Source organism: Actinomadura flavalba DSM 45200 (genome assembly GCF_000374305.1).
In the GTDB taxonomy this organism is placed as follows: domain Bacteria; phylum Actinomycetota; class Actinomycetes; order Streptosporangiales; family Streptosporangiaceae; genus Spirillospora; species Spirillospora flavalba.
Genome location: NZ_KB894093.1, coordinates 584,160 through 603,734, shown reverse-complemented (window position 1 = coordinate 603,734; position 19,575 = coordinate 584,160). Strand labels below are relative to the sequence as shown.

16 protein-coding genes are annotated in these 19,575 nt (G+C 73.1%); 8 read left to right on the top strand and 8 right to left on the bottom strand.

What is annotated here, in order from left to right; genetic code table 11:
- Window positions 1-64: 64 nt before the first annotated feature.
- The 3 genes from C229_RS0102685 to C229_RS0102675 all read right to left on the bottom strand — a co-directional run bounded on the left by C229_RS0102685 (window position 65) and on the right by C229_RS0102675 (window position 3,102).
- Window positions 65-1,102 carry an NYN domain-containing protein gene (locus tag C229_RS0102685; protein ID WP_018653535.1) on the bottom strand — a complete coding sequence of 346 codons (1,038 nt, stop codon included), beginning with the start codon at window positions 1,100-1,102 and terminating at the stop codon, window positions 65-67.
- Between the two features lie 153 nt (window positions 1,103-1,255).
- Window positions 1,256-1,483: an acyl-CoA carboxylase subunit epsilon gene (locus C229_RS0102680; RefSeq protein WP_018653534.1), complete on the bottom strand. Its 228-nt coding sequence runs from the start codon at window positions 1,481-1,483 to the stop codon at window positions 1,256-1,258.
- Window positions 1,484-1,503: 20 nt separating this feature from the next.
- On the bottom strand, window positions 1,504-3,102 hold the full coding sequence (locus C229_RS0102675; protein WP_018653533.1) for an acyl-CoA carboxylase subunit beta: 1,599 nt from the start codon (window positions 3,100-3,102) through the stop codon (window positions 1,504-1,506).
- Between the two features lie 119 nt (window positions 3,103-3,221).
- On the opposite strand from C229_RS0102675, the gene C229_RS0102670 reads away from it, so the two are divergent.
- On the top strand, window positions 3,222-5,846 hold the full coding sequence (locus tag C229_RS0102670) for a phosphoenolpyruvate carboxylase (RefSeq protein WP_018653532.1): 2,625 nt from the start codon (window positions 3,222-3,224) through the stop codon (window positions 5,844-5,846).
- A gap of 22 nt (window positions 5,847-5,868) precedes the next feature.
- On the opposite strand, the gene C229_RS0102665 is transcribed toward C229_RS0102670, so the two are convergent.
- Together C229_RS0102665 and C229_RS35195 are read right to left on the bottom strand one after the other, a co-directional pair.
- Window positions 5,869-6,642, bottom strand: coding sequence for an enoyl-CoA hydratase/isomerase family protein (locus tag C229_RS0102665; RefSeq protein WP_026313391.1), 774 nt, complete (start codon window positions 6,640-6,642; stop codon window positions 5,869-5,871).
- Window positions 6,643-6,727: 85 nt separating this feature from the next.
- On the bottom strand, window positions 6,728-7,147 hold the full coding sequence (locus tag C229_RS35195; protein WP_018653530.1) for a hypothetical protein: 420 nt from the start codon (window positions 7,145-7,147) through the stop codon (window positions 6,728-6,730).
- Between the two features lie 88 nt (window positions 7,148-7,235).
- Between C229_RS35195 and C229_RS0102655 the strand changes: the two genes are divergently transcribed.
- Window positions 7,236-8,111, top strand: a complete 876-nt coding sequence (locus C229_RS0102655; RefSeq protein ID WP_026313390.1) for a biotin--[acetyl-CoA-carboxylase] ligase — start codon at window positions 7,236-7,238, stop codon at window positions 8,109-8,111.
- Between the two features lie 47 nt (window positions 8,112-8,158).
- A complete protein-coding gene (locus C229_RS0102650; RefSeq protein ID WP_033423897.1) occupies window positions 8,159-9,166 on the top strand; it encodes an adenylate/guanylate cyclase domain-containing protein in 1,008 nt (335 codons plus the stop codon).
- On the opposite strand, the gene C229_RS29170 is transcribed toward C229_RS0102650, so the two are convergent.
- On the bottom strand, window positions 9,130-10,029 hold the full coding sequence (locus C229_RS29170; RefSeq protein ID WP_033424037.1) for a LysR family transcriptional regulator: 900 nt from the start codon (window positions 10,027-10,029) through the stop codon (window positions 9,130-9,132). The two genes, C229_RS0102650 and C229_RS29170, sit on opposite strands and share 37 nt — an antisense overlap.
- A gap of 92 nt (window positions 10,030-10,121) precedes the next feature.
- Here C229_RS29170 and C229_RS0102640 point away from each other — a divergent pair, with 92 nt between their 5' ends.
- Entirely contained in the window at window positions 10,122-11,327 is a 1,206-nt protein-coding gene (locus C229_RS0102640; RefSeq protein WP_018653526.1) for an MFS transporter, read from the top strand.
- On the opposite strand, the gene bfr is transcribed toward C229_RS0102640, so the two are convergent.
- Entirely contained in the window at window positions 11,287-11,784 is a 498-nt protein-coding gene (bfr, locus tag C229_RS0102635) for a bacterioferritin (protein ID WP_018653525.1), read from the bottom strand. The genes C229_RS0102640 and bfr overlap by 41 nt on opposite strands.
- 109 nt (window positions 11,785-11,893) lie before the next feature.
- Window positions 11,894-12,235, bottom strand: coding sequence for a (2Fe-2S)-binding protein (locus C229_RS33325; protein ID WP_018653524.1), 342 nt, complete (start codon window positions 12,233-12,235; stop codon window positions 11,894-11,896).
- Between the two features lie 166 nt (window positions 12,236-12,401).
- Between C229_RS33325 and glgX the strand changes: the two genes are divergently transcribed.
- The 4 genes from glgX (at window position 12,402) to C229_RS0102610 (ending at window position 19,482) form a co-directional block, all read left to right on the top strand.
- Window positions 12,402-14,513 (top strand): glycogen debranching protein GlgX, encoded by a 2,112-nt coding sequence (glgX, locus tag C229_RS0102625; RefSeq protein WP_018653523.1) that lies wholly within the window; start codon window positions 12,402-12,404, stop codon window positions 14,511-14,513.
- Entirely contained in the window at window positions 14,506-16,716 is a 2,211-nt protein-coding gene (gene treY, locus C229_RS29160) for a malto-oligosyltrehalose synthase (RefSeq protein WP_018653522.1), read from the top strand. Before glgX ends, treY begins: the two co-directional genes overlap by 8 nt.
- The gene (gene treZ / locus C229_RS0102615; RefSeq protein WP_018653521.1) at window positions 16,713-18,452 is read left to right on the top strand and encodes a malto-oligosyltrehalose trehalohydrolase; all 1,740 of its coding nucleotides are present in this window, start codon (window positions 16,713-16,715) and stop codon (window positions 18,450-18,452) included. Before treY ends, treZ begins: the two co-directional genes overlap by 4 nt.
- Window positions 18,453-18,810: 358 nt before the next feature.
- Complete coding sequence (locus C229_RS0102610) at window positions 18,811-19,482, top strand: response regulator transcription factor (protein WP_019629095.1); 672 nt, start codon at window positions 18,811-18,813, stop codon at window positions 19,480-19,482.
- Window positions 19,483-19,575 lie beyond the last annotated feature (93 nt).

Below are 19,575 nucleotides of genomic sequence, written 5' to 3'. Positions count from 1 at the left end.
GCCACGTGACCCTACCCGGACGTGACGTGACGCGCCGCCCTACTTCCGAGCCTGTGGATAACTCTCAGGCTTTGCCGTAGCCGATGCCGAACTCGCGGTAGACGCGTTCCCAGAAGCCGTCGCGGAGCCACGTCCGCGCCTCCTGGTACGGCCGCAGGGACGAGCCCAGTTCCTTCTCCGCCTCGATCAGCAGTTCCTTGTCGATGACGGGCGGCAGGATCGGCCCCGGCAGCAGGTCGCGGATGTTGTCGCTGCCGCGCTCGAAGATCCACTTCTGCGCGACGTGCTCACCGATCTCCAGCATGTGGTCGTGGTTGGGCCCGAGCCGCCCTTCGGCGGACGCGGACGCCGCCGCGTTGACCGCCGTCGCCACCGTCGCGGGCGTCGGCGTCCGCACCGAGTTCGCGGCGGCGGGCACCGCCCGCACCGACGGCACGCGCCCCGCGAACACCTCGGCGGGCGACGGCACGCCGCCGGGCCCGGGACGCGTGGCCGGCGCGTCCTGGACGGGCGGCGCGGCGGGCGGCACCGTCAGCACCTTCGTCTTCGTGAAGTACGGCCGCAGGAACTCGGCGTTCAGCACCTCGACCGTGTCGGACTCCCACACCAGCCACTCGGCCTGGTTCGACCCGTGCGTCGGCTCCACGCCCCACAGGTGCACCCGGACGCCGTACCGCTGCGCGGCCTCCACGGCGGGCAGCATGTCCTCGTCGCCCGCGAGCAGCACCGCGTCGGTGATCGCGCGGTGCCGGGCCAGCGCCTCCAGGTCGGCGCGCAACTGCGCGTCCACGCCCTTCTGCTGCCCCTGCGCGTTGAGGTTGCCGAGCCGCAGCTTCACCAGCGACAGGTTCGCGATGACGCGCTGGTCGACGGTCGGCTGCCGCTTGGGCGCCGCGTCGAACCAGTACAGCCGCAGCAGCTCACCGAGCAACTGCTCGTCGGCGTGGTCGGTGAGGGCCTTGATCAGCTTCTCGGCCGCGACGCGGTACTCCCGCCGCGATCCGCAACCGAGCAGCAGCGCGCCGGAGGCCGCGTAGAGGTACCCCGCGTCGACGAAAATCGCGAACCGCGCGGGCTGTGGGACGAACTCCGAAGTGGCCATGGCCTTTCACCTTATTCGTGCCAGGCCCTGTCAGGGCGCGAACCGCGGGTTGCCTACGCAGACAGCATCTCCCGCCGGACGCGCCCCACACCTTCGCCGTCAGCGGAAACAACGCCGGTCTCCACCCCGCCGCGCACCCCCGTGCGCGGCGTGTCAGCGGGGCTGCGCGGACGCCCGCCAGGCCCCCGGCCCGGACGGACGCGGCGCGGCCCCGCGCACCAGCCGGGACCGGTCGCTCCACCGCGACACCGGGCGTGGCGCGTCGTCGGCGCGCGCGGCGGCGGCCGCCCGCGCCCGGGCGGTCAGCACCGCGACGAGCGCAGCGACCTCCTCGGGCGTCGGGTCGCCCTTGACGATCCGCAGGAACGCTTCTCCGGCCACGGCCGTCCCTCCTCGTGCCGTCACAGCGGGATGTTGCCATGCTTCTTCGGCGGCAGCGTCGCGCGCTTCTCCCGCAGTGCCCGCAGTGCCTTGACGACCTGCCCGCGCGTCTCCGACGGCTTGATGACCGCGTCGACGTAGCCGCGCTCGGCCGCGATGTACGGGTTCGCCAGCGTGTCCTCGTACTCGGTGATCAGCTCGGCGCGGCGGGTGTCGGGGTCGTCGGAGGCGGCCAGCTCGCGGCGGTACAGGATGTTCACCGCGCCCTGCGCGCCCATGACCGCGATCTGCGCCGTCGGCCAGGCCAGGTTCACGTCGGCGCCGAGGTGCTTGGAGCCCATGACGTCGTACGCGCCGCCGTACGCCTTCCGCGTGATCACGGTGACGAGCGGCACCGTCGCCTCCGCGTACGCGTACAGCAGCTTGGCGCCGCGCCGGATGATGCCGTTCCACTCCTGGTCCGTTCCAGGCAGGAAGCCCGGAACGTCGACGAACGTCAGCACCGGCACGTTGAACGCGTCGCAGGTGCGGATGAACCGGGCGGCCTTCTCGGACGCGTGGATGTCGAGCGTCCCCGCGAACTGCATCGGCTGGTTCGCCACGATGCCGACCGGACGGCCCTCCACGCGCCCGAACCCGACGACGATGTTCGGCGCGAACAGCTCCTGGACCTCCAGGAAGTCGCCCTCGTCCACGACCGCCTCGATGACCCGGTGCATGTCGTAGGGCTGGTTCGGCGAGTCGGGGATGAGGGTGTCCAGCTCGGGCACCAGGTCGGCCGGGTCGGCGGGGGCGTCGAACGCGGGCGGGTCCGACAGGTTGTTGGACGGCAGGTACGACAGCAGCGACTTGACGTAGTCGATGGCGTCCTGCTCGTCGGAGCCCTGGTAGTGCGCCACGCCGGACCGGGTGTTGTGCGCGTTCGCGCCGCCCAGCTCCTCCATCGTGACCGACTCGCCGGTGACCGTCTTGATGACGTCCGGGCCGGTGATGAACATGTGCGACGTCTGGTCGACCATGACGACGAAGTCGGTCAGTGCCGGGGAGTACACGTGCCCGCCCGCCGCCGCGCCCATGATCAGCGAGATCTGCGGGATGACGCCGGACGCGTGCACGTTCCGCTTGAAGATCTCCGCGTACAGCCCGAGCGCGACCACGCCCTCCTGGATGCGCGCGCCGCCGCCCTCGTTGATGCCGACGATCGGGCAGCCGGTCTTCAGCGCCAGGTCGAGCATCTTGACGATCTTCTCGCCGTACACCTCGCCGAGCGACCCGCCGAACGCCATCACGTCCTGCGAGAACACGCACACCGGGCGCCCGTCCACCGTGCCGTGCCCGATGACGACGCCGTCGCTGTAGGGCCGCTTCTTCTCCAGCCCGAACATCGTCGACCGGTGCCGCGCGAACTCGTCGAACTCGGTGAACGAACCCTCGTCCAGCAGCGCGTCGACCCGCTCGCGCGCCGTCATCTTCCCCTTGGCGTGCTGCTTCTCGACCGCCGCCGCCGACCCCGCGTGCACGGCCTCGTACCGCCGCCGCTCCAGGTCCGCGATCTTGCCCGCGGTCGTGTGAATGTCGATCTCGCCGTCCGCCAGGGGTTCAGGAGCTTCCATCGCCATGCGGGCCAGCGTAGCCACCGGCCGATCCCCGCGTGACCCGCGGGGTCACGCCGATTCAGCGACGCGGCGGTGTGATCCCCGTGCTATTGCCGGGGGAGTGGAGTCAATACGCTTGGGGGGTGGCTACCAAGACGCGTGATCTGCTCCGGCACGACCTGCCCGATCCGCTGCGGCGGGACGTCCGGCTGCTCGGAGGGCTGCTCGGGGACGGGCTGGTCGAGTACGGCGGGCAGGGGTTGCTGGACGACGTCGAGCGGCTGCGGCACGCCGTCATCGCGGCGCGGCGCGGGGAGATCCCCGGCGAGGAGGTCACCGCGCTGGTGGACGGGTGGTCGCTGGAACGTGCCGGGCTCGTCGCGCGGGCGTTCACCGTCTACTTCCACCTGACGAACCTGGCCGAGGAGCACCACCGCATCCGGACGCTGCGCGAACGCGACACCGGCGAGGTCGTGCCGTCGTCGGTCGCCGCCGCCGTCGAGGAGATCCGCGCGTCCACCGGCGACCGGCTCGCCGAGGTCCTGGACGGGCTGGAGGTGCGGCCCGTGTTCACCGCGCACCCCACCGAGGCGCGGCGCCGCGCCGTCGTCACCGCCATCCAGCGCATCAGCGACCTGCTCACCGTCCTCGACCGCGGCCCCGGCGTCGCCGAGCGCGCCGACACCGAACGGCGGCTCCGCGAGGAGATCGACCTGCTGTGGCGCACCGCGCTGCGCCGCACGACCCAGATGGACCCGCTCGACGAGGTCCGCACCGCCATGGCCGCGTTCGACGAGACGATCTTCCGCGTCGTCCCGCGCATCTACCGGGCGCTCGACGCCGCGATCGACCCCGAGGGCACCGGCGCCGTCCCGCCGCACGTCCGCGCCTACCTGCGGTTCGGGAGCTGGATCGGCGGCGACCGCGACGGCAACCCGTTCGTCACCGCGCAGACCACCCGCGACGCCGTCGGCATCCAGGCCGAGCACGTGCTGCGCGCCCTGGAGAACACCTGCGCGCGGATCGGCCGCGAGCTGACCGTCCACGAGACGACCACGCCGCCGTCGGACGCCCTGCTCAACGCGCTCGCCGCCGCCCGTACCGCCCACCCCGAGCGGATGGCCGCCATCGACCGGCGCTCGCCGGGCGAGCCGCACCGGCGGCTGCTCATGCACGCCGCCGAGCGCATCGCCGCGACCCGCGAACGCAACGCCGACCTGGCCTACGCGTCGCCGGACGAACTGCTCACCGACCTGCGCACCGTCCAGGACTCCCTCGCCGCCGCCGGGGCCGCCCGGCAGGCTTGGGGACGCGTCCAGCACCTCGTCTGGCAGGTCGAGACGTTCGGGTTCCACCTCGCGGAGCTGGAGATCCGGCAGCACTCCGAGCTGCACGAGAAGGCCGTCGAGCAGGTCCGCGCGGGCGGTGAGCGCGACGAGATGACCGACGAGATCCTGGAGACGCTGCGGGTCGTGGCGTGGATTCAGCGGCGGTTCGGGGTGGCGGCCTGCTCCCGCTACGTCGTGTCGTTCACCCGGTCCGCGCAGGACATCGCGAACGTGCACGAACTGGCCGCCTCGCTCGGTGAGAACGCGCCCGTCCTGGACGTCATCCCGCTGTTCGAGACCGGCGAGGACCTGGAGCGCGCCCCGTCCGTCCTGGCCGGGATGCTGGAGCTGCCCGCAGTGCGGCGGCGGCTGGACGCGACCGGCCGCCGGCTGGAGGTCATGCTCGGCTACTCCGACTCGGCCAAGCAGCTCGGCCCCACCAGCGCCACCCTGCGCCTGTACGACACGCAGGAGGCGCTGGCCGAGTTCGCCGCCGCCCACGACATCGTCCTCACGCTGTTCCACGGCCGGGGCGGGTCGCTGGGACGCGGCGGCGGCCCGGCGAACCGGGCGATCCTCGCGCAGGCCCCCGGATCGGTCGCCGGACGGTTCAAGGTGACCGAGCAGGGCGAGGTCATCTTCGCCCGCTACGGGCACCCGGAGATCGCGCGACGGCACGTCGAGCAGGTGACGAACGCCGTGCTCATGGCGTCCACGGACGCCGTCCAGGACCGCGCCCGCGCCGCCGCCGCGCGGTTCCGCCCGCTCGCCGACAAGATCTCCGAGGCGGCCCGGTCGTCGTTCCGGTCGCTCATCGAGGCCGACGGCTTCGCCGCGTGGTTCGCGCAGGTCAGCCCGCTCGGCGAGATCGCCGACCTGCGCATCGGCTCCCGCCCGGCCCGCCGCAAGGCGGCGCGCGGCCTGGAGGACCTGCGGGCCATCCCGTGGGTGTTCGCCTGGACGCAGACCCGCGTGAACCTGCCCGGCTGGTACGGCCTCGGCAGCGGCCTGGCCGCCGTGTCGTCCGACGGCGCGGCCCTCACCGAACTCCAGGACGCCTACGCGTCGTGGCCGCTGTTCCAGACGCTGCTGGACAACGCGGAGATGAGCCTGGCCAAGTCCGACCGGTCGATCGCCGCGCGGTACCTGGAGCTGGGCGGCCGTCCCGAACTCACCGAGACCGTGCTGGCCGAGTACGACCGGACGCTGCGGCTCGTCCTGGCCGTCACCGGGCACGACCGGCTGCTGGAGAACCGCAAGGTGCTGTCGCGCGCCGTCGAACTCCGCAACCCGTACGTGGACGCGCTGTCGCACCTGCAACTCCGCGCGCTGACCGCGCTGCGCGCCGGCGTCGAGGACGAGACCGAGCGCGGCCACCTGGACGACCTGCTGCTGCTGTCCGTCAACGGCGTCGCGGCGGGCCTCCAGAACACCGGCTGACCCCGTCCCGCCGGGAAGCGCGTCAGGACGGCCAGTCCGGGTCGCGCTTCTCGGCGAACGCGGCGATGCCCTCGCGCCGGTCGGGGGAGAACGCGGCGGTGCGCCAGGCGGCGTCCTCGACGTCGAGGGCGGCGGCCAGGTCGAGCCCGTGCCCGTGGCGCAGGGCCCGCTTGGCGGCGCGGACGGCCGCGGGCGAGTTGCGGGCGATCGTGCGGGCGACGTCCATCGCCTCGTCCCGCGCGGACCCGGTGGCGACGAGCCGGTCGACGAGCCCGATCCGCGCCGCCTCGTCGGCGGGGACGCGGCGTCCCGTCAGGACCAGGTCGGCGGCCCGTCCGGCGCCGAGCCGCCGTAGCGCGAGCTGCGTCCCGCCCCCGCCCGGCACCAGCCCGACGGTCACCTCCGGCAGCCCGAACACGGCCGACTCGTCGGCCACGACGAGATCGCACGACAGCGCGAACTCGCACCCGCCCCCGAGCGCGAACCCGTGCACGGCCGCGACGGTCGGCTGCGGCAGGTCGAGCACGCCCCCGAACGCCGCCCGGAACAGGGGCCGCTGCGCGAAGATCTCCGCATCGCTCATGGCGTTGCGTTCCTTGAGATCGGCGCCAACGCAGAACGCCCGCTCCCCGGCGGCCGACACCACGACCGCCCGCACGGAGGCGTCCGCCGCGACCTCTCCGCACACCTCCGCCAGCCGCCGTGCCATCCCCGACGACAACGCGTTCATCGCCTCGGGCCGATCGAACACGACCTCCGCGACATGCCCCTCGCGCCGCAACACCACACCGTTCATGCGAGCACTCTAAGCACGACGCCCCTCCGAGCCTCCGGCCACCCTGACGATGACCGGAGACTCGGAGAGGCGTCTCAGGCGCGGTTCAGTGACGGGGCGCGAAGACGTCTTCGGCCGTGTGGGCGGTGAGCGCCCGCGCGAACCACGTGTCGAGCTGCTCCGGGTCGGTGGTGTCCAGCACCATCTGCCGCAGAGAGTCGGACAACTTGACGTTGCGGGTCTCGAGCACCTGGAGAAGGTACTGGACCTTGCCCATGGCCTGGCCCTCGGCCTGGGCGTTGCGGAGGACGGCGCTGTAGTAAGGCGTGTCGTTCATCAGGTTTGCCAGCCTTTCGCGGAAGAGCGTGCCCACGACCGCTACCACGTGGTCATAGTACCGCTTGCCGAGATCCTTGTTCTGGTCGTACAGGACGCCGGTGGCCTGGCACGCGGCGTCGAGGAAGGCGTCGGAGTCGGGGCCGTCGGCTAGGGATTTGACTGGCGTCCGAACTGGTGTTCGGAGCATTGTGGGCATAATTCCCGTTCGAGGCGGAGGAAATGTCGGGGAAGTGGGGCGGGGGCGCGGCGGGGCTCGGGTGGGGTTGGATGGAGGGGTGAGTGAGTCGGCGTATGGGGATCTGGAGCGGCCGCCGTTGAGTGAGCGGGGGCTGAGGCGGGTGCTGGTGGACGGGGAAGGGCTGTGGACCGACGTGCGCGTCGTCCGGGAGACCGGGTCGACCAACGCCGATCTCGCCGAGGCAGCGCGGGCGGGGGCGCCCGAGGGGGCGGTGCTCGTCACCGAGGAGCAGACGGCCGGGCGGGGACGGCTCGGACGGAGCTGGGCGGCGCCCGCGCGGTCGGGGCTGATGTTCTCGGTGCTGGTGCGTCCGCGCGTGCCGGTGGCGCGGCTCGGGTGGGCGCCGCTGCTCACGGGGGTCGCGGTCGCGACGGCCGTCCGGCGCGTGACCGCGTTCGGCCAGCAGGGCGAGCGGTTCTTCGAGGGCGCGGGCGGCGACGCGGCCGTGGACGCGCGCCTCAAGTGGCCCAACGACCTGCTCGCCGGTGACCGCAAGCTCGCCGGCATCCTGGTCGAGAAGGTCGAGGACGCGCTGGTCGTCGGCGTCGGGCTGAACGTGGGCCTGCGCGCGGACGAGCTGCCGGTGCCGACGGCGACGTCGCTGGCCGTCGAGGGCGCCCCGCTGACCGACCGGGCGCCGCTGCTGCGCGCGATCCTGCGCGAGTTCGCCACCTGGTACCACGCGTGGACGGCCCTGGACGGCGACCCCGAGCGGTCCGGGCTCCGCACGACCTACAAGGGCCTCTGCGACACCCTCGGCCGCCCGGTACGGGTGGAGATGCCCGGCGGCGGCACGTTGACGGGCACGGCCCGCGACGTGGACGCGTCGGGTCGTCTCGTCGTCGCGACGGCCACCGGGGACGAGGCGCTGAGTGCGGGCGATGTGGTGCATGTCCGCCGCACCGGGATGTGATCTGTCACGATATGTCCGCGCACGCACCGGGCGGAGGGGGCAGGGAGATGTCACCGGAGTTGCCGGACCCCCGGCAGGTCGAGGAGTTGCTTCTCGGCGGTGAGCTGCGCTACACCCGGGTGGACGCCGTCCGCCTGTCCGGTGTCGGCCGCGAGTTCGCCGGCCGGGTCTGGCGCGCCTTCGGCTACCCGACGATGCCGGACGACACCGTCGCCTACACCGCGGGCGACGTCGCCGCCCTCAGCCGCATCCGCAGCCTCATCGACGACGGCGTGCTGGACGAGAACAGCGCGATCCGTCTCGTCCGCGCCTTCGGCCAGACGATGGCGCGGCTGGCCGAGTGGCAGGTCAACCTGCTCGTCACCGTGATGGCCGCCGACCCCGAGGACCTGCCGACGGCCGAGTCCGTCGACCGCATCCTCACGATCGCGGAGAAGTACATCGGTGACTTCGAGCCCCTGGTCGTGCACGCCTGGCGCCGTCAGCTCGCGGCGGCGGGCACGCGCGGCATGGCCGCCGCGACGGCCGGCACGGGCGAAGGGGGGCCGCTGCGCCCCGACATCGTCGTCGGCTTCGCCGACATGGTGTCGTTCACGCAGATGAGCCGCGAGGTCGACGAGATGGAACTCGCCCGCGTCGTCGAGTGGTTCGAGGAGACGGCCGCCGACATCATCGCGGGCTGCGGCGGGCGCCTGGTCAAGACGCTCGGCGACGAGGTGCTGTTCAGCGCCGCGACGCCCCGCGTGGGCGCGGAGATCGCGCTGACGATCGCCGCCGAGATCAAGGACGAGACGGAGATTCCCGACGTCCGGGTCGGCGTCGCCTACGGCCCCGTCCTGGCCCTCATGGGCGACGTGTTCGGCAACACCGTCAACCTCGCCGCCCGCCTGACGTCGCTCGCCCGCCCGGGCGCCGTCGTCGTCGACGAACACCTCGCCGAGCACCTCGACGACGACCCGGCGTTCCGCACCACGAGCATCGTCCGTCGCCCGGTACGCGGCCTCGGCATCATCCAGCCCTACGTCCTGCGCCGCGCCGCCACGGCACCGGAGTGAGCCCCCAGGACGGCCGCGAAGGCGCGTAGCCGGGCGGTGACGGCGTCCGGGTGCCAGACGAGGGTGAGAGCGGAGTCGGGCATTCCAGTCACGGGTACGGCCGCGAGGTCGTCGCGGCGGTGGTGCCGGGCGGTCGCGGCGCACAGCAGCAGCCCGCCGTGGCCGAGGGCGGCGGAGGTCAGGGCCTCCTGGAGCGTGGCGGAAAGCGGGCCCCGGGGGATGGGGCGTCCGGCGGAGGTCGCGGTGGGCGCCTGCGCCTCGCGCCAGTAGCGGGGCGCCGGTTCGGTGACGCCGACGAGGGGCACCCCGGCCAGGTCGCCGGCGTCCAGCGAGCAGCGCGCGGCCAGGGGATGACCGGCCGCCAGCACCAGCACCGGCGGGTGCCGCGAGAAGACGGGCCCGCTCACCAGGTCGGGTTCCCGGACGGGCGTGAGGACGATCGCGCCGTCCACGTCCCCGCCACGGACCGCGCCGAACGGGTCGGACAGCGGCAGCTCGACGATGTGCGTCCGGCAGTCCGGATGGGCCTCGCCGAAGGACGCGACGACGCGCATCAGCTCCTCGTCGAGCGTCCCGGCGAAGCCGATGCGCAGCACGCCGGTGACGCCGCGCGCGTCGCTGCGGGCCCCGGCCACGGCCGCCGACAGAGCCGCGTAGGCGGGACGCAGCTCCGCGAGAAAGCGTTCGCCGAGCGGGGTCAGCGCCACCCGGCGGCTGGTGCGTTCCAGCAGCCGTCCTCCGATGCGCGTCTCCAGCGCGCGCAGGAGCTGGCTGACGCGTCCCTGCGAGAGGTAGAGCCGCTCGGCGGCGCGGCCGAAGTGCAGTTCCTCGCTGAGCACCAGGAAGCACTCCAGTTCCCGCATGTCCACGCCGCCTCCCGTCGATGAGTCCCGCTAATGCAAGCATGCGGACTTCGGCGTTGTTCCGGGCACCGTCGCGCCCGGAGGCTTGGGCCATGCCAAAGACGACATTCGGCGCGGGGCTGCCCGCCGTCCTCGCGGTGGCCGCCGCGACGTTCACCGTGGTCACGACCGAGATGGCGCCCGTGGGGCTGCTGAGCGGCGTGGCCGGAGAGTTCGAGGTGTCGGAGGGCGCCGCCGGGCTGACGATGACGGTCCCGGGCCTCGTCGCGGCGGTCGCCGCGCCGCTGGTGGCGTCACGCACCGCCGCGCGTGACCGCCGGACGGTCCTGCTCGCGCTCGCCGCCCTGCTGCCGGTCGCGAACCTGGTGACGGCGTGCGCGCCGTCGTTCGCCGTCCTGCTGGTCGCACGGACGCTGGTCGGCGTCGCGATCGGCGGCGTCTGGGCGCTGGCGGGCGGGCTGGCGGGACGGCTGGTGCCCGCCCCGGCCGTCCCCGCCGCCACCTCGACGATCTTCAGCGGTATCGCGGTCGCGTCCGTGCTCGGCGTCCCGGCGGCGACGCTGGCGGGCGAGCTGGCGGGGTGGCGGTGGGCGTTCGGCGCGCTGGCCCTGCTGTCGGCGGCCGTCCTCGCCGCGCTGGCGCTGCTGCTGCCGGCGCTGCCGCCGCGCCGGGAGCCGGGCGGCCCGGTCCGGGAGGTGCTGCGGCTGCCGGGCGTCCGGGCGGGGCTCGTGGTGACGGCTCTGCTGGTCCTCGGCCACTTCGCCGCCTACACCTACGTCCGTCCCGTGCTGGCCGGGCGCGTGGACGCGGAGATGGTCGGTGTCGTCCTGCTGGCGTTCGGCGTCGCGGGCGTCGCCGGGACGTTCGCGGCGGGACTCGCGGCGGGCCGCGATCCGGTGCGGACGGCGGCGGTGCTCGGCGTCGTGCTGGCCGGGGCGCTGGCGCTCGTCCCGTGGGCGGGCGGCTGGGCGCTCGTGCTCTGGGGGCTGGCCTACGGAGGCGTGTCGGTGACGATGCAGACGTGGCTCGTCCGGGCCGTGCCGCAGGCGCCGGAGGCCGGTTCGGCGCTGTTCGTGCTGGTCTTCAACGTCGCCATCGCGATCGGCGCGCTGGCGGGCGGACGCGTCGTGGACGCCGCCGGGACGCCGGCCTTGCTGGGCGTGGCGGGCGTCACCGTGCTCGCCGCCGCCGTGACGGCTGTGGCGAGCCGGCCCGGCGGCCGCGTGCGCGGGGCCGGGCCGGTGCGGCGGACGGGCGTCAGTTGGCGCTCGGAGGGTCCTCGCCGGGAGACGCGGTGAGGCGCAGGAGGTAGTTCTGCTCGCCGAGGGCCTCGACCAGGGAGAGTTCGGTCTCCAGGAAGTCGATGTGGTTCTCCTCGTCGGCCAGGATGTACTCGAAGAGGTTCGCGGACGTGATGTCGCCGCGCGAGCGCATCAGGTCGATGCCGGGCCGCAGCCGGGCGACCGCCTCCAGTTCGATGGCCAGGTCGGCCTTGAGCTGCTCGACGACCGTCTGCCCGATCCGCAGGGTGCCGATCTTCTGGTAGTTCGGCAGCCCGTCGAGGAACAGGATGCGGTTGGTGAGCCGCTCCGCGTGCTTCATCTCGTCGAAGGACTCGTCCCGGGTGTACTTCGCCAGCCGGGCGTAGCCCCAGTTCTCCTGCATCTTGGAGTGCAGGAAGTACTGGTTGATCGCGGTCAGTTCCGCGGTGAGCTGCTCGTTGAGCAGCGCGATGATGTCGGTGTCGCCTTCCATATCGGCCCATGCTCGCATGCCCGGCCGGTTTTGGACAGCACAAAGTCCCGCCTGGCGCGTGTCGTTCCCCACTCCGGGGTGCGCCGCGGGTCTCCGCGAGGTTCGGGTGTCAGGCGGCCGAGACGGACCCCCTCTCGGCGGGCGACGGCGTCAGCCAGCGTGAGACGGGCATCCGCGCCGGAGCCGGCATCGCCAGCGGGGCCGGAGCGGGGACGGCCGGAGCCGCGTCGGGCACGGCCGACGGCAGGATCGCCGGACCGGCGATCGCGTCGACCAGCTCGCTCGCCGTGCGCACCTCGCTGATCAGCCCGTACAGCCGCCGGGTGCACGAGCCGCAGCCCGGCTTCAGCCCGCACGCGGCCTTGACGTCCCGGGCCGAGACGGCGCCGCCGTGCGTCATGCAGGTGCGCACGTCGTCCTCGGTGACACCGTGGCAGACGCAGACGTACATGGGGCGGGGACCTCTCGTGGGGGCGGGACGCCGGGTTAGGCACGCCTCAATAAGGTAAGGCTCCCCTAACATAGCTGACGCGGCCGCGTTCTGGCCAGTGGCCCCGGTTCGGTGTGAGCGTCCCGCCACGGGGAAGCACTCCCGGCGACGACGGGAGGTCCGTACTGTGGTGCAGGTATGGCCGGGAGACGCCTATCCGCTGGGCGCGCACTTCGACGGTGCCGGAACGAACTTCGCCCTCTACGCCGAGGCGGCCGAGCGTGTGGAGCTCTGCCTCTTCGACGACTCCGGCGGTGAGGACCACATCGACCTGACCGAACGCGACGCGTTCGTGTGGCACGGCTACATCCCGAGCGTCATGCCGGGGCAGCGCTACGGGTTCCGGGTCCACGGCCCCTACGACCCGGCGCGCGGCCACCGCTGCAACCCGGCCAAGCTCCTGCTCGACCCGTACGCGCGGGCGGTCGAGGGCGAGATGGACTGGGATCCGGCGTGCTTCGGCTACCACTTCGGCGATCCGGAGTCCCGCAACGACGACGACTCGGCCCCGCACACGATGCGGTCGGTCGTCGTCAGCCCCTACTTCGACTGGGGCGACGACCGTCCGCCGCGCACCCCGTACGCCGACACGGTGATCTACGAGGCGCACGTGAAGGGCATGACGGCCCGGCACCCCGAGATCCCGGCGTCGCTGCGCGGCACGTACGCGGGGTTCGGGCATCCGGTCGTCATCGACCACCTGAAGGGGCTGGGCGTCACCGCCGTCGAGCTGATGCCGGTGCACCAGTTCGTCCACGACGACGTGCTCGTCCAGCGGGGCCTGCGCAACTACTGGGGCTACAACACGATCGGGTTCTTCGCGCCGCACAACGGCTACGCGTCCGGCGGCGGGCGCGGCGAGCAGGTGCTGGAGTTCAAGGCGATGGTCAAGAGCCTGCACGAGGCGGGCATCGAGGTCATCCTGGACGTCGTCTACAACCACACCGCCGAGGGCAACCACCTCGGGCCGACGCTGTCCTTCCGGGGCATCGACAACGCCCAGTACTACCGGCTCGTCGACGACGACCCGCGCTACTACATGGACACCACGGGCACCGGCAACAGCCTGCTCATGCGGTCCCCGCACGTGCTCCAGCTCATCATGGACTCGCTGCGCTACTGGGTCACCGAGATGCACGTGGACGGGTTCCGCTTCGACCTGGCCTCGACGCTGGCCCGCGAGCTGCACGCCGTCGACCGGCTGTCGGCGTTCTTCGACCTCGTCCAGCAGGACCCGGTGATCTCCCGCGCCAAGCTCATCGCCGAACCGTGGGACATCGGTGAGGGCGGCTACCAGGTGGGCAACTTCCCGCCGCTGTGGACGGAGTGGAACGGCAAGTACCGCGACACCGTCCGCGACTACTGGCGCGGCGAGCCGGGCCTGCTGCCGACGTTCGCGTCCCGGCTGACCGGTTCGGCCGACCTGTACGCCGACGACGGACGCCGCCCGCTGGCGTCGATCAACTTCCCGACCTGCCACGACGGCTTCACCCTCACCGACCTCGTCTCGTACAACGGCAAGCACAACGAGGCCAACGGCGAGGACAACCGCGACGGCAGCGACGACAACCGCTCGTGGAACTGCGGCACCGAGGGCGAGACGGACGATCTCGACATCCTGGCGCTGCGCGAGCGGCAGAAGCGCAACTTCCTCACCACGCTGTTCCTGTCGCAGGGCGTGCCGATGCTGTCGCACGGCGACGAGCTGGGCCGCACGCAGGGCGGCAACAACAACGGCTACTGCCAGGACGACGAGATCTCCTGGATCGACTGGGAGGCGGCGGCGCACGAGTTCCCGCTGCTGGAGTTCACCCGCAAGCTGGCCCGGCTCCGCAAGGACCATCCGGTCTTCCGCCGCCGCCGGTTCTTCAAGGGCGCGCGGCTGCGGCCGGACGACATGCCCGACCTGGTGTGGCTGACGCCGGGCGGCGACGAGATGGTCGAGGCCGACTGGAACGCCGGGTTCAGCAAGTCGGTCATGGTGTTCCTGAACGGCGACGCGATCGGTGAGCCCGACCCGCGCGGCCGCCGGCTCCGCGACGCCTCGTTCCTGCTGCTGTTCAACGCGCACGACGGCGACCTGGACTTCGAGCTGCCGTCCGACCGCTTCGGCGGAATGTGGCGGAAGGTCCTGGACACCGCCGATCCGCTGCTGGCCGAGGAGGAGTCCCCGGCGGTCAAGGCGAGCGCGACGGTGCCGTGCGAGGCCCGGTCGGTGCAGGTGCTGCGCCGTGTCTGACGCACCCTTCCCCGCCGGAACGTACCGGCTCCAGCTCAACGGCACCGACGAGGGCGACTTCGGGTTCGCGGAGGCGGCCCGGCTCGCGCCGTACCTGTCCGATCTCGGCGTCTCGCACGTGTACCTGTCACCGATCCTGCGGGCGGCGCCGGGGTCCACGCACGGCTACGACGTGATCGACCACGACCACATCGCGCCCGAACTGGGCGGCATGGACGGGTTCCGGGCGATGGCCGACGTGTTCGCGCGGCACGGGCTGCGCGTCCTGGTCGATCTCGTGCCGAACCACATGGCGGTGCCGTCGCCGGTGGCGCTGAACCGCCCGCTCGATTCGGTCGTCGCGGACGGTCCCCGCTCGGAGTACGCGTCCTGGTTCGACGTCGACTGGGAGCGCGGCGGCGGAAAGATCGTGCTGCCGGGCGAGGGCGAACCGAACTACCGGCGGTTCTTCGACATCTCCGGGCTGATCGCGCTGCGCCAGGAAGACCGGGACGTCTTCGAGCGCACGCACCGGCTCGTCCTCGACCTCGTCGCCGAGGGCCTGGTGCACGGGCTGCGCATCGACCACCCCGACGGGCTCACCGACCCGCGCGGCTACCTGGAGTGGCTGAGCGACGCGTCCGGCGGCGCCTGGACGCTCGTCGAGAAGATCACCACGGGCGAGGAGCAGGTGCCCGCCGACTGGCGCTGCGCGGGCACCACCGGCTACGACGCGCTCGGCATGGCGGGCGGCCTGTTCGTCGACCCCGCCGGGGAGGGGCCGCTCACCGAGGCGTACGCGGCGTTCACCGGCGGCCCAGCCGATTTCGGCCCGGTCGAGGACGCCGCGCGCCGCGACGCCGCGTCCGGCAGCCTGCGCCCGGAGGTCGAGCGGCTGCTGCGGTCGCTCACGCCCGAGCCGGAGCGCCGGGCGGCGTGGGCGCCGGTGCTGCTGGAACTGCTCGTCGCGGTGCGCGTCTACCGGGCGTACGTCGTGCCGGGGGAGGAGGCGCCGCCGCAGGCCGCGGCGGTGCTCGCGCAGGCCGCCGACCGGGCCCGCGCCGCGCTGCCCGCCGACCGGCACGACGCCCTCGCCGGGCTGGTGCGGCTGGCGCTCGGGCTGGACGCGGCGCCGCCGGAGTTCGTCGTCCGGTTCCAGCAGACGACGGCGCCGCTGGCCGCCAAGGGCGTCGAGGACACCGCGTTCTACCGGTGGAACCGGCTCGCCGCGCTGAACGAGGTCGGCGGCGACCCCGAGCGGTTCGGCGTCGAGCCGGACGACTTCCACGCGTACTGCGTGCGGTCGGCCGCCGAACGGCCCGCCACGATGACGACGCTGTCCACGCACGACACCAAGCGCCAGGAGGACGCCCGCGCCCGGCTCGCCGTCCTGGCCGAGCTGCCCGGCGCCTGGGCGGACGCGGCGGCGCGCTGGCAGGCGTGGTTCGGGCCGGGGGACTCCCCGCTGGAACCCGACCTGGCGTACCTGTTCTGGCAGACGCTCGTCGCGGCGTGGCCGCTCACCGGCGACCGCCTCACCGGGTTTCTGACGAAGGCGATGCGCGAGGCCAAGACCCGGACGAACTGGATCGAGCCGGACGCCGGTTACGAGGAGGCCGTGCTCCGGCACGCGCACCGCGTGCTGGCCGACGACGGCCTCACCGCCGACGTCGGCGCGTTCGTCGCCGCGCTCGACCCGCACGCGCGGGCGGTGACGCTCGGGCAGAAGCTCGTCCAGCTCACGATGCCGGGCGTGCCGGACGTCTACCAGGGCTGCGAGCTGGTCGGCCGGTCCCTCGTCGATCCGGACAACCGCCGCCGCGTCGACTACGACCTGCGCCGCACCCGGCTGGCCGCCCTGGACGGCGGCGCCCCGCCGGGCGACCTGGACGACGAGAAGCTCCTCGTCACCTCGCGCGCCCTGCGCCTGCGCCGCGAGCATCCCGAGTGGTACGGCGCCGAGGGCGGCTACACGCCGGTCGGCGCCACCGGCCCGGCGGCCGGGCACGCGGTCGCCTTCGCGCGCGGCCCGGCGATCACGGTCGCCACCCGTCTCCCGGCCGGGCTGGCCGGGTCCGGCGGCTGGCGCGACACGGCGCTGGTGCTGCCGCCGGGCCGCCGCCGGGACGTCCTCACCGGCCGCGTGGTCGAGTCCGCCGAGCTGTCGGCGCTGCTCGCTGAGCTGCCGGTCGCGCTGCTCGTCCCCGCCGAGGAGGGCGCATGACGGAGTTCGCGGTGTGGGCGCCGGACGCGGAGCGGGTCGAGGTCGCGCTCGGCGCCGCGCTGGACCGGTATCCGCTCGCGCCGGGCGAGGGCGGCTGGTGGTCGGCGGACGTGCCCGGCGCCGGGCACGGCACCGACTACGGATTCGCCGTGGACGGCGGCGACGTGCGGCCCGACCCCCGGTCGCCGTGGCAGCCCGCCGGGGTGCACGCGCCGAGCCGCGTCTACGAGCACGCGCGGTTCGCGTGGTCGGACGGCGGCTGGCACGGCCGCCCGCTCGCCGGAAGCGTGCTGTACGAGCTGCACGTCGGCACGTTCACGCCGCAGGGCACCTTCGACGCCGCCGCCGACCGGCTGCCGCACCTGGTCGACCTCGGCGTCACCACCGTCGAGATCATGCCCGTCGCGGCGTTCCCCGGGAAGCACGGCTGGGGCTACGACGGCGTCCACCTGTGGGCGCCGCACGAGCCCTACGGCGGCCCCGACGGCCTCAAGCGGTTCGTGGACGCCGCGCACGCGCACGGCGTCGCCGTCGTCCTCGACGTCGTCTACAACCACCTCGGCCCCAGCGGGAACTACCTCGGGCAGTACGGCCCGTACTTCACCGACACCCACACCACGCCGTGGGGACCGGCGGTGAACTTCGACGCGCCCGGCTCGGACGAGGTCCGCGCGTTCGTCGTCGGCAACGCGCTCATGTGGCTGCGCGACTACCACCTGGACGGCCTGCGGCTGGACGCCGTGCACGCCATTGCCGACGACCGCGCCGTGCACGTCCTGGAGGAGCTGGGCGTCGCCGTCGCGAACCTGTCGGCGCACCTGGGCCGCACGCTGACGCTGATCGCCGAGTCCGACCTGAACGACGCACGCATGGTCACCCCGCGCGAGGCGGGCGGCCTCGGCCTGGACGCCCAGTGGGACGACGACGTCCACCACGCGCTGCACGCCGCCCTCACCGGTGAGCGGCAGGGCTACTACGTCGACTTCGGCGCCACGGACACGCTCGCGCACGCCCTGACGCGCGTGTTCGTGCACGACGGTGCGTACTCGACGTACCGGGGCCGCCACCACGGCCGCCCGGTGGACGTCACGCGCGTCCCGGCGAGCCGTTTCGTCACGTTCCTCCAGAACCACGACCAGATCGGCAACCGAGCGTCCGGCGACCGGATCACCGCGACGCTGAGCCCCGGACTGCTCCGGGTCGGCGCGGCGCTGCTGCTGCTCGGCCCGTACACGCCGATGCTGTTCATGGGCGAGGAGTGGGGCGCCCGCACGCCCTGGCGCTACTTCACCGACCATCGGGAACCCGAGCTGGCGCGCGCCGTGAGCGAGGGGCGCCGCCGCGAGTTCGCCCGCTACGGCTGGGCCGACGAGGTCCCCGACCCGCAGGACCCCGAGACGTTCCGCAGCTCCGTCCTGGACTGGGACGAGGCGTCCCGGCCCGAGCACGACGCCCTGCTGGACTGGCACCGCACGCTGATCGCGCTGCGCGGCGCGCGGCCCGACCTGACCGACGGGCGGCTCACCGAGGCGCGGGTGGAGGCCGGGGACGGGTGGCTCGTCCTGGAGCGCGCCGCGACGGTCGTCGCCGCCAACCTCGGCGGCGCCCCGGCGACGGTTCCCGTGCGGGCGGCGGCGCTGCTGCTGTCGTCCGACGAGGGCATCACGTTCTCTCCAGAAGGACAGACTTCCCTTACCTTGCCGCCGGAGTCCGTCGCGGTGCTCACCCGCTGCTGACATGAAGGGTCATATCGCCCCAAAGTATGTCCCGGGCGCTCGGTGATCACGTGTCAGGAAACGGGCAGTACGCCGCATCCCTCCGGACGGACCGAATCGCGCCCATCGCCCGGCTGCTCCCCGCGCCATCTCCGGCGACTCGCCATCGTCCACCCGGTAAGGGGTGTGGCCGCCCGTGTCCGGAAATGGCGCCGGGCGGGCCGGGGCCCCGCAGCGCCGAGGGAAGCGCCCTCTTGTCGGCCCGTTTCCCCTTTAGTCGGCTATCAGCGTGTTCGGGGTTGTACTACGAGTGGCAAACCGCAGGTCAAAGGTGCGGGGGACGCCAGGAAACGTTCATGAATGGCCATACGATCGGTTCATGACCTCAGTACTGCTCGCCGAGGACGACACGTCCATCTCCGAGCCTCTCGCCCGTGCGCTGCGGCGCGAGGGGTACACCGTCGAAGTCAGCCCGGACGGGCCCCAGGCCCTGGAGCGGGCGCTCGGAGGCGGCGTGGATCTCATCGTCCTCGATCTCGGGCTGCCCGAACTCGACGGGCTGGAAGTGGCACGCAGGGTCCGTGCCGAGGGCCACGGTGTGCCCATCCTGATCCTCACCGCCCGCGCCGACGAGGTCGACACCGTCGTCGGGCTGGACGCCGGTGCCGACGACTACGTCACCAAGCCCTTCCGGCTCGCCGAACTGCTCGCCCGCGTCCGCGCCCTGCTGCGGCGCGGCAGCACCGAGACGCCCATCGTCCAGGGCGTCCGCATCGACGCCGAGTCGCGCCGCGCCTGGATGGGCGACCAGGAACTCCAGCTCACCACCAAGGAGTTCGACCTGCTGCGCGTCCTCGTCCGCGACGCGGGCAAGGTCGTCACCCGCGAGCAGATCATGCGCGAGGTGTGGGACACCAACTGGTGGGGTTCCACCAAGACGCTCGACATGCACATCTCCTGGCTGCGCCGCAAACTCGGCGACGACGCCGGCAGCCCCCGCTACATCACCACCGTGCGGGGCGTCGGCTTCCGGTTCGAACGCGGCGACTGACACGCGGGCTCCCGCCGCGGGCGCGCACCGCGCCCGCGGCGACGGCCGCGAAAACCTCAAAGGGCTACCCCCCGGCCATACGGACGAGCACTC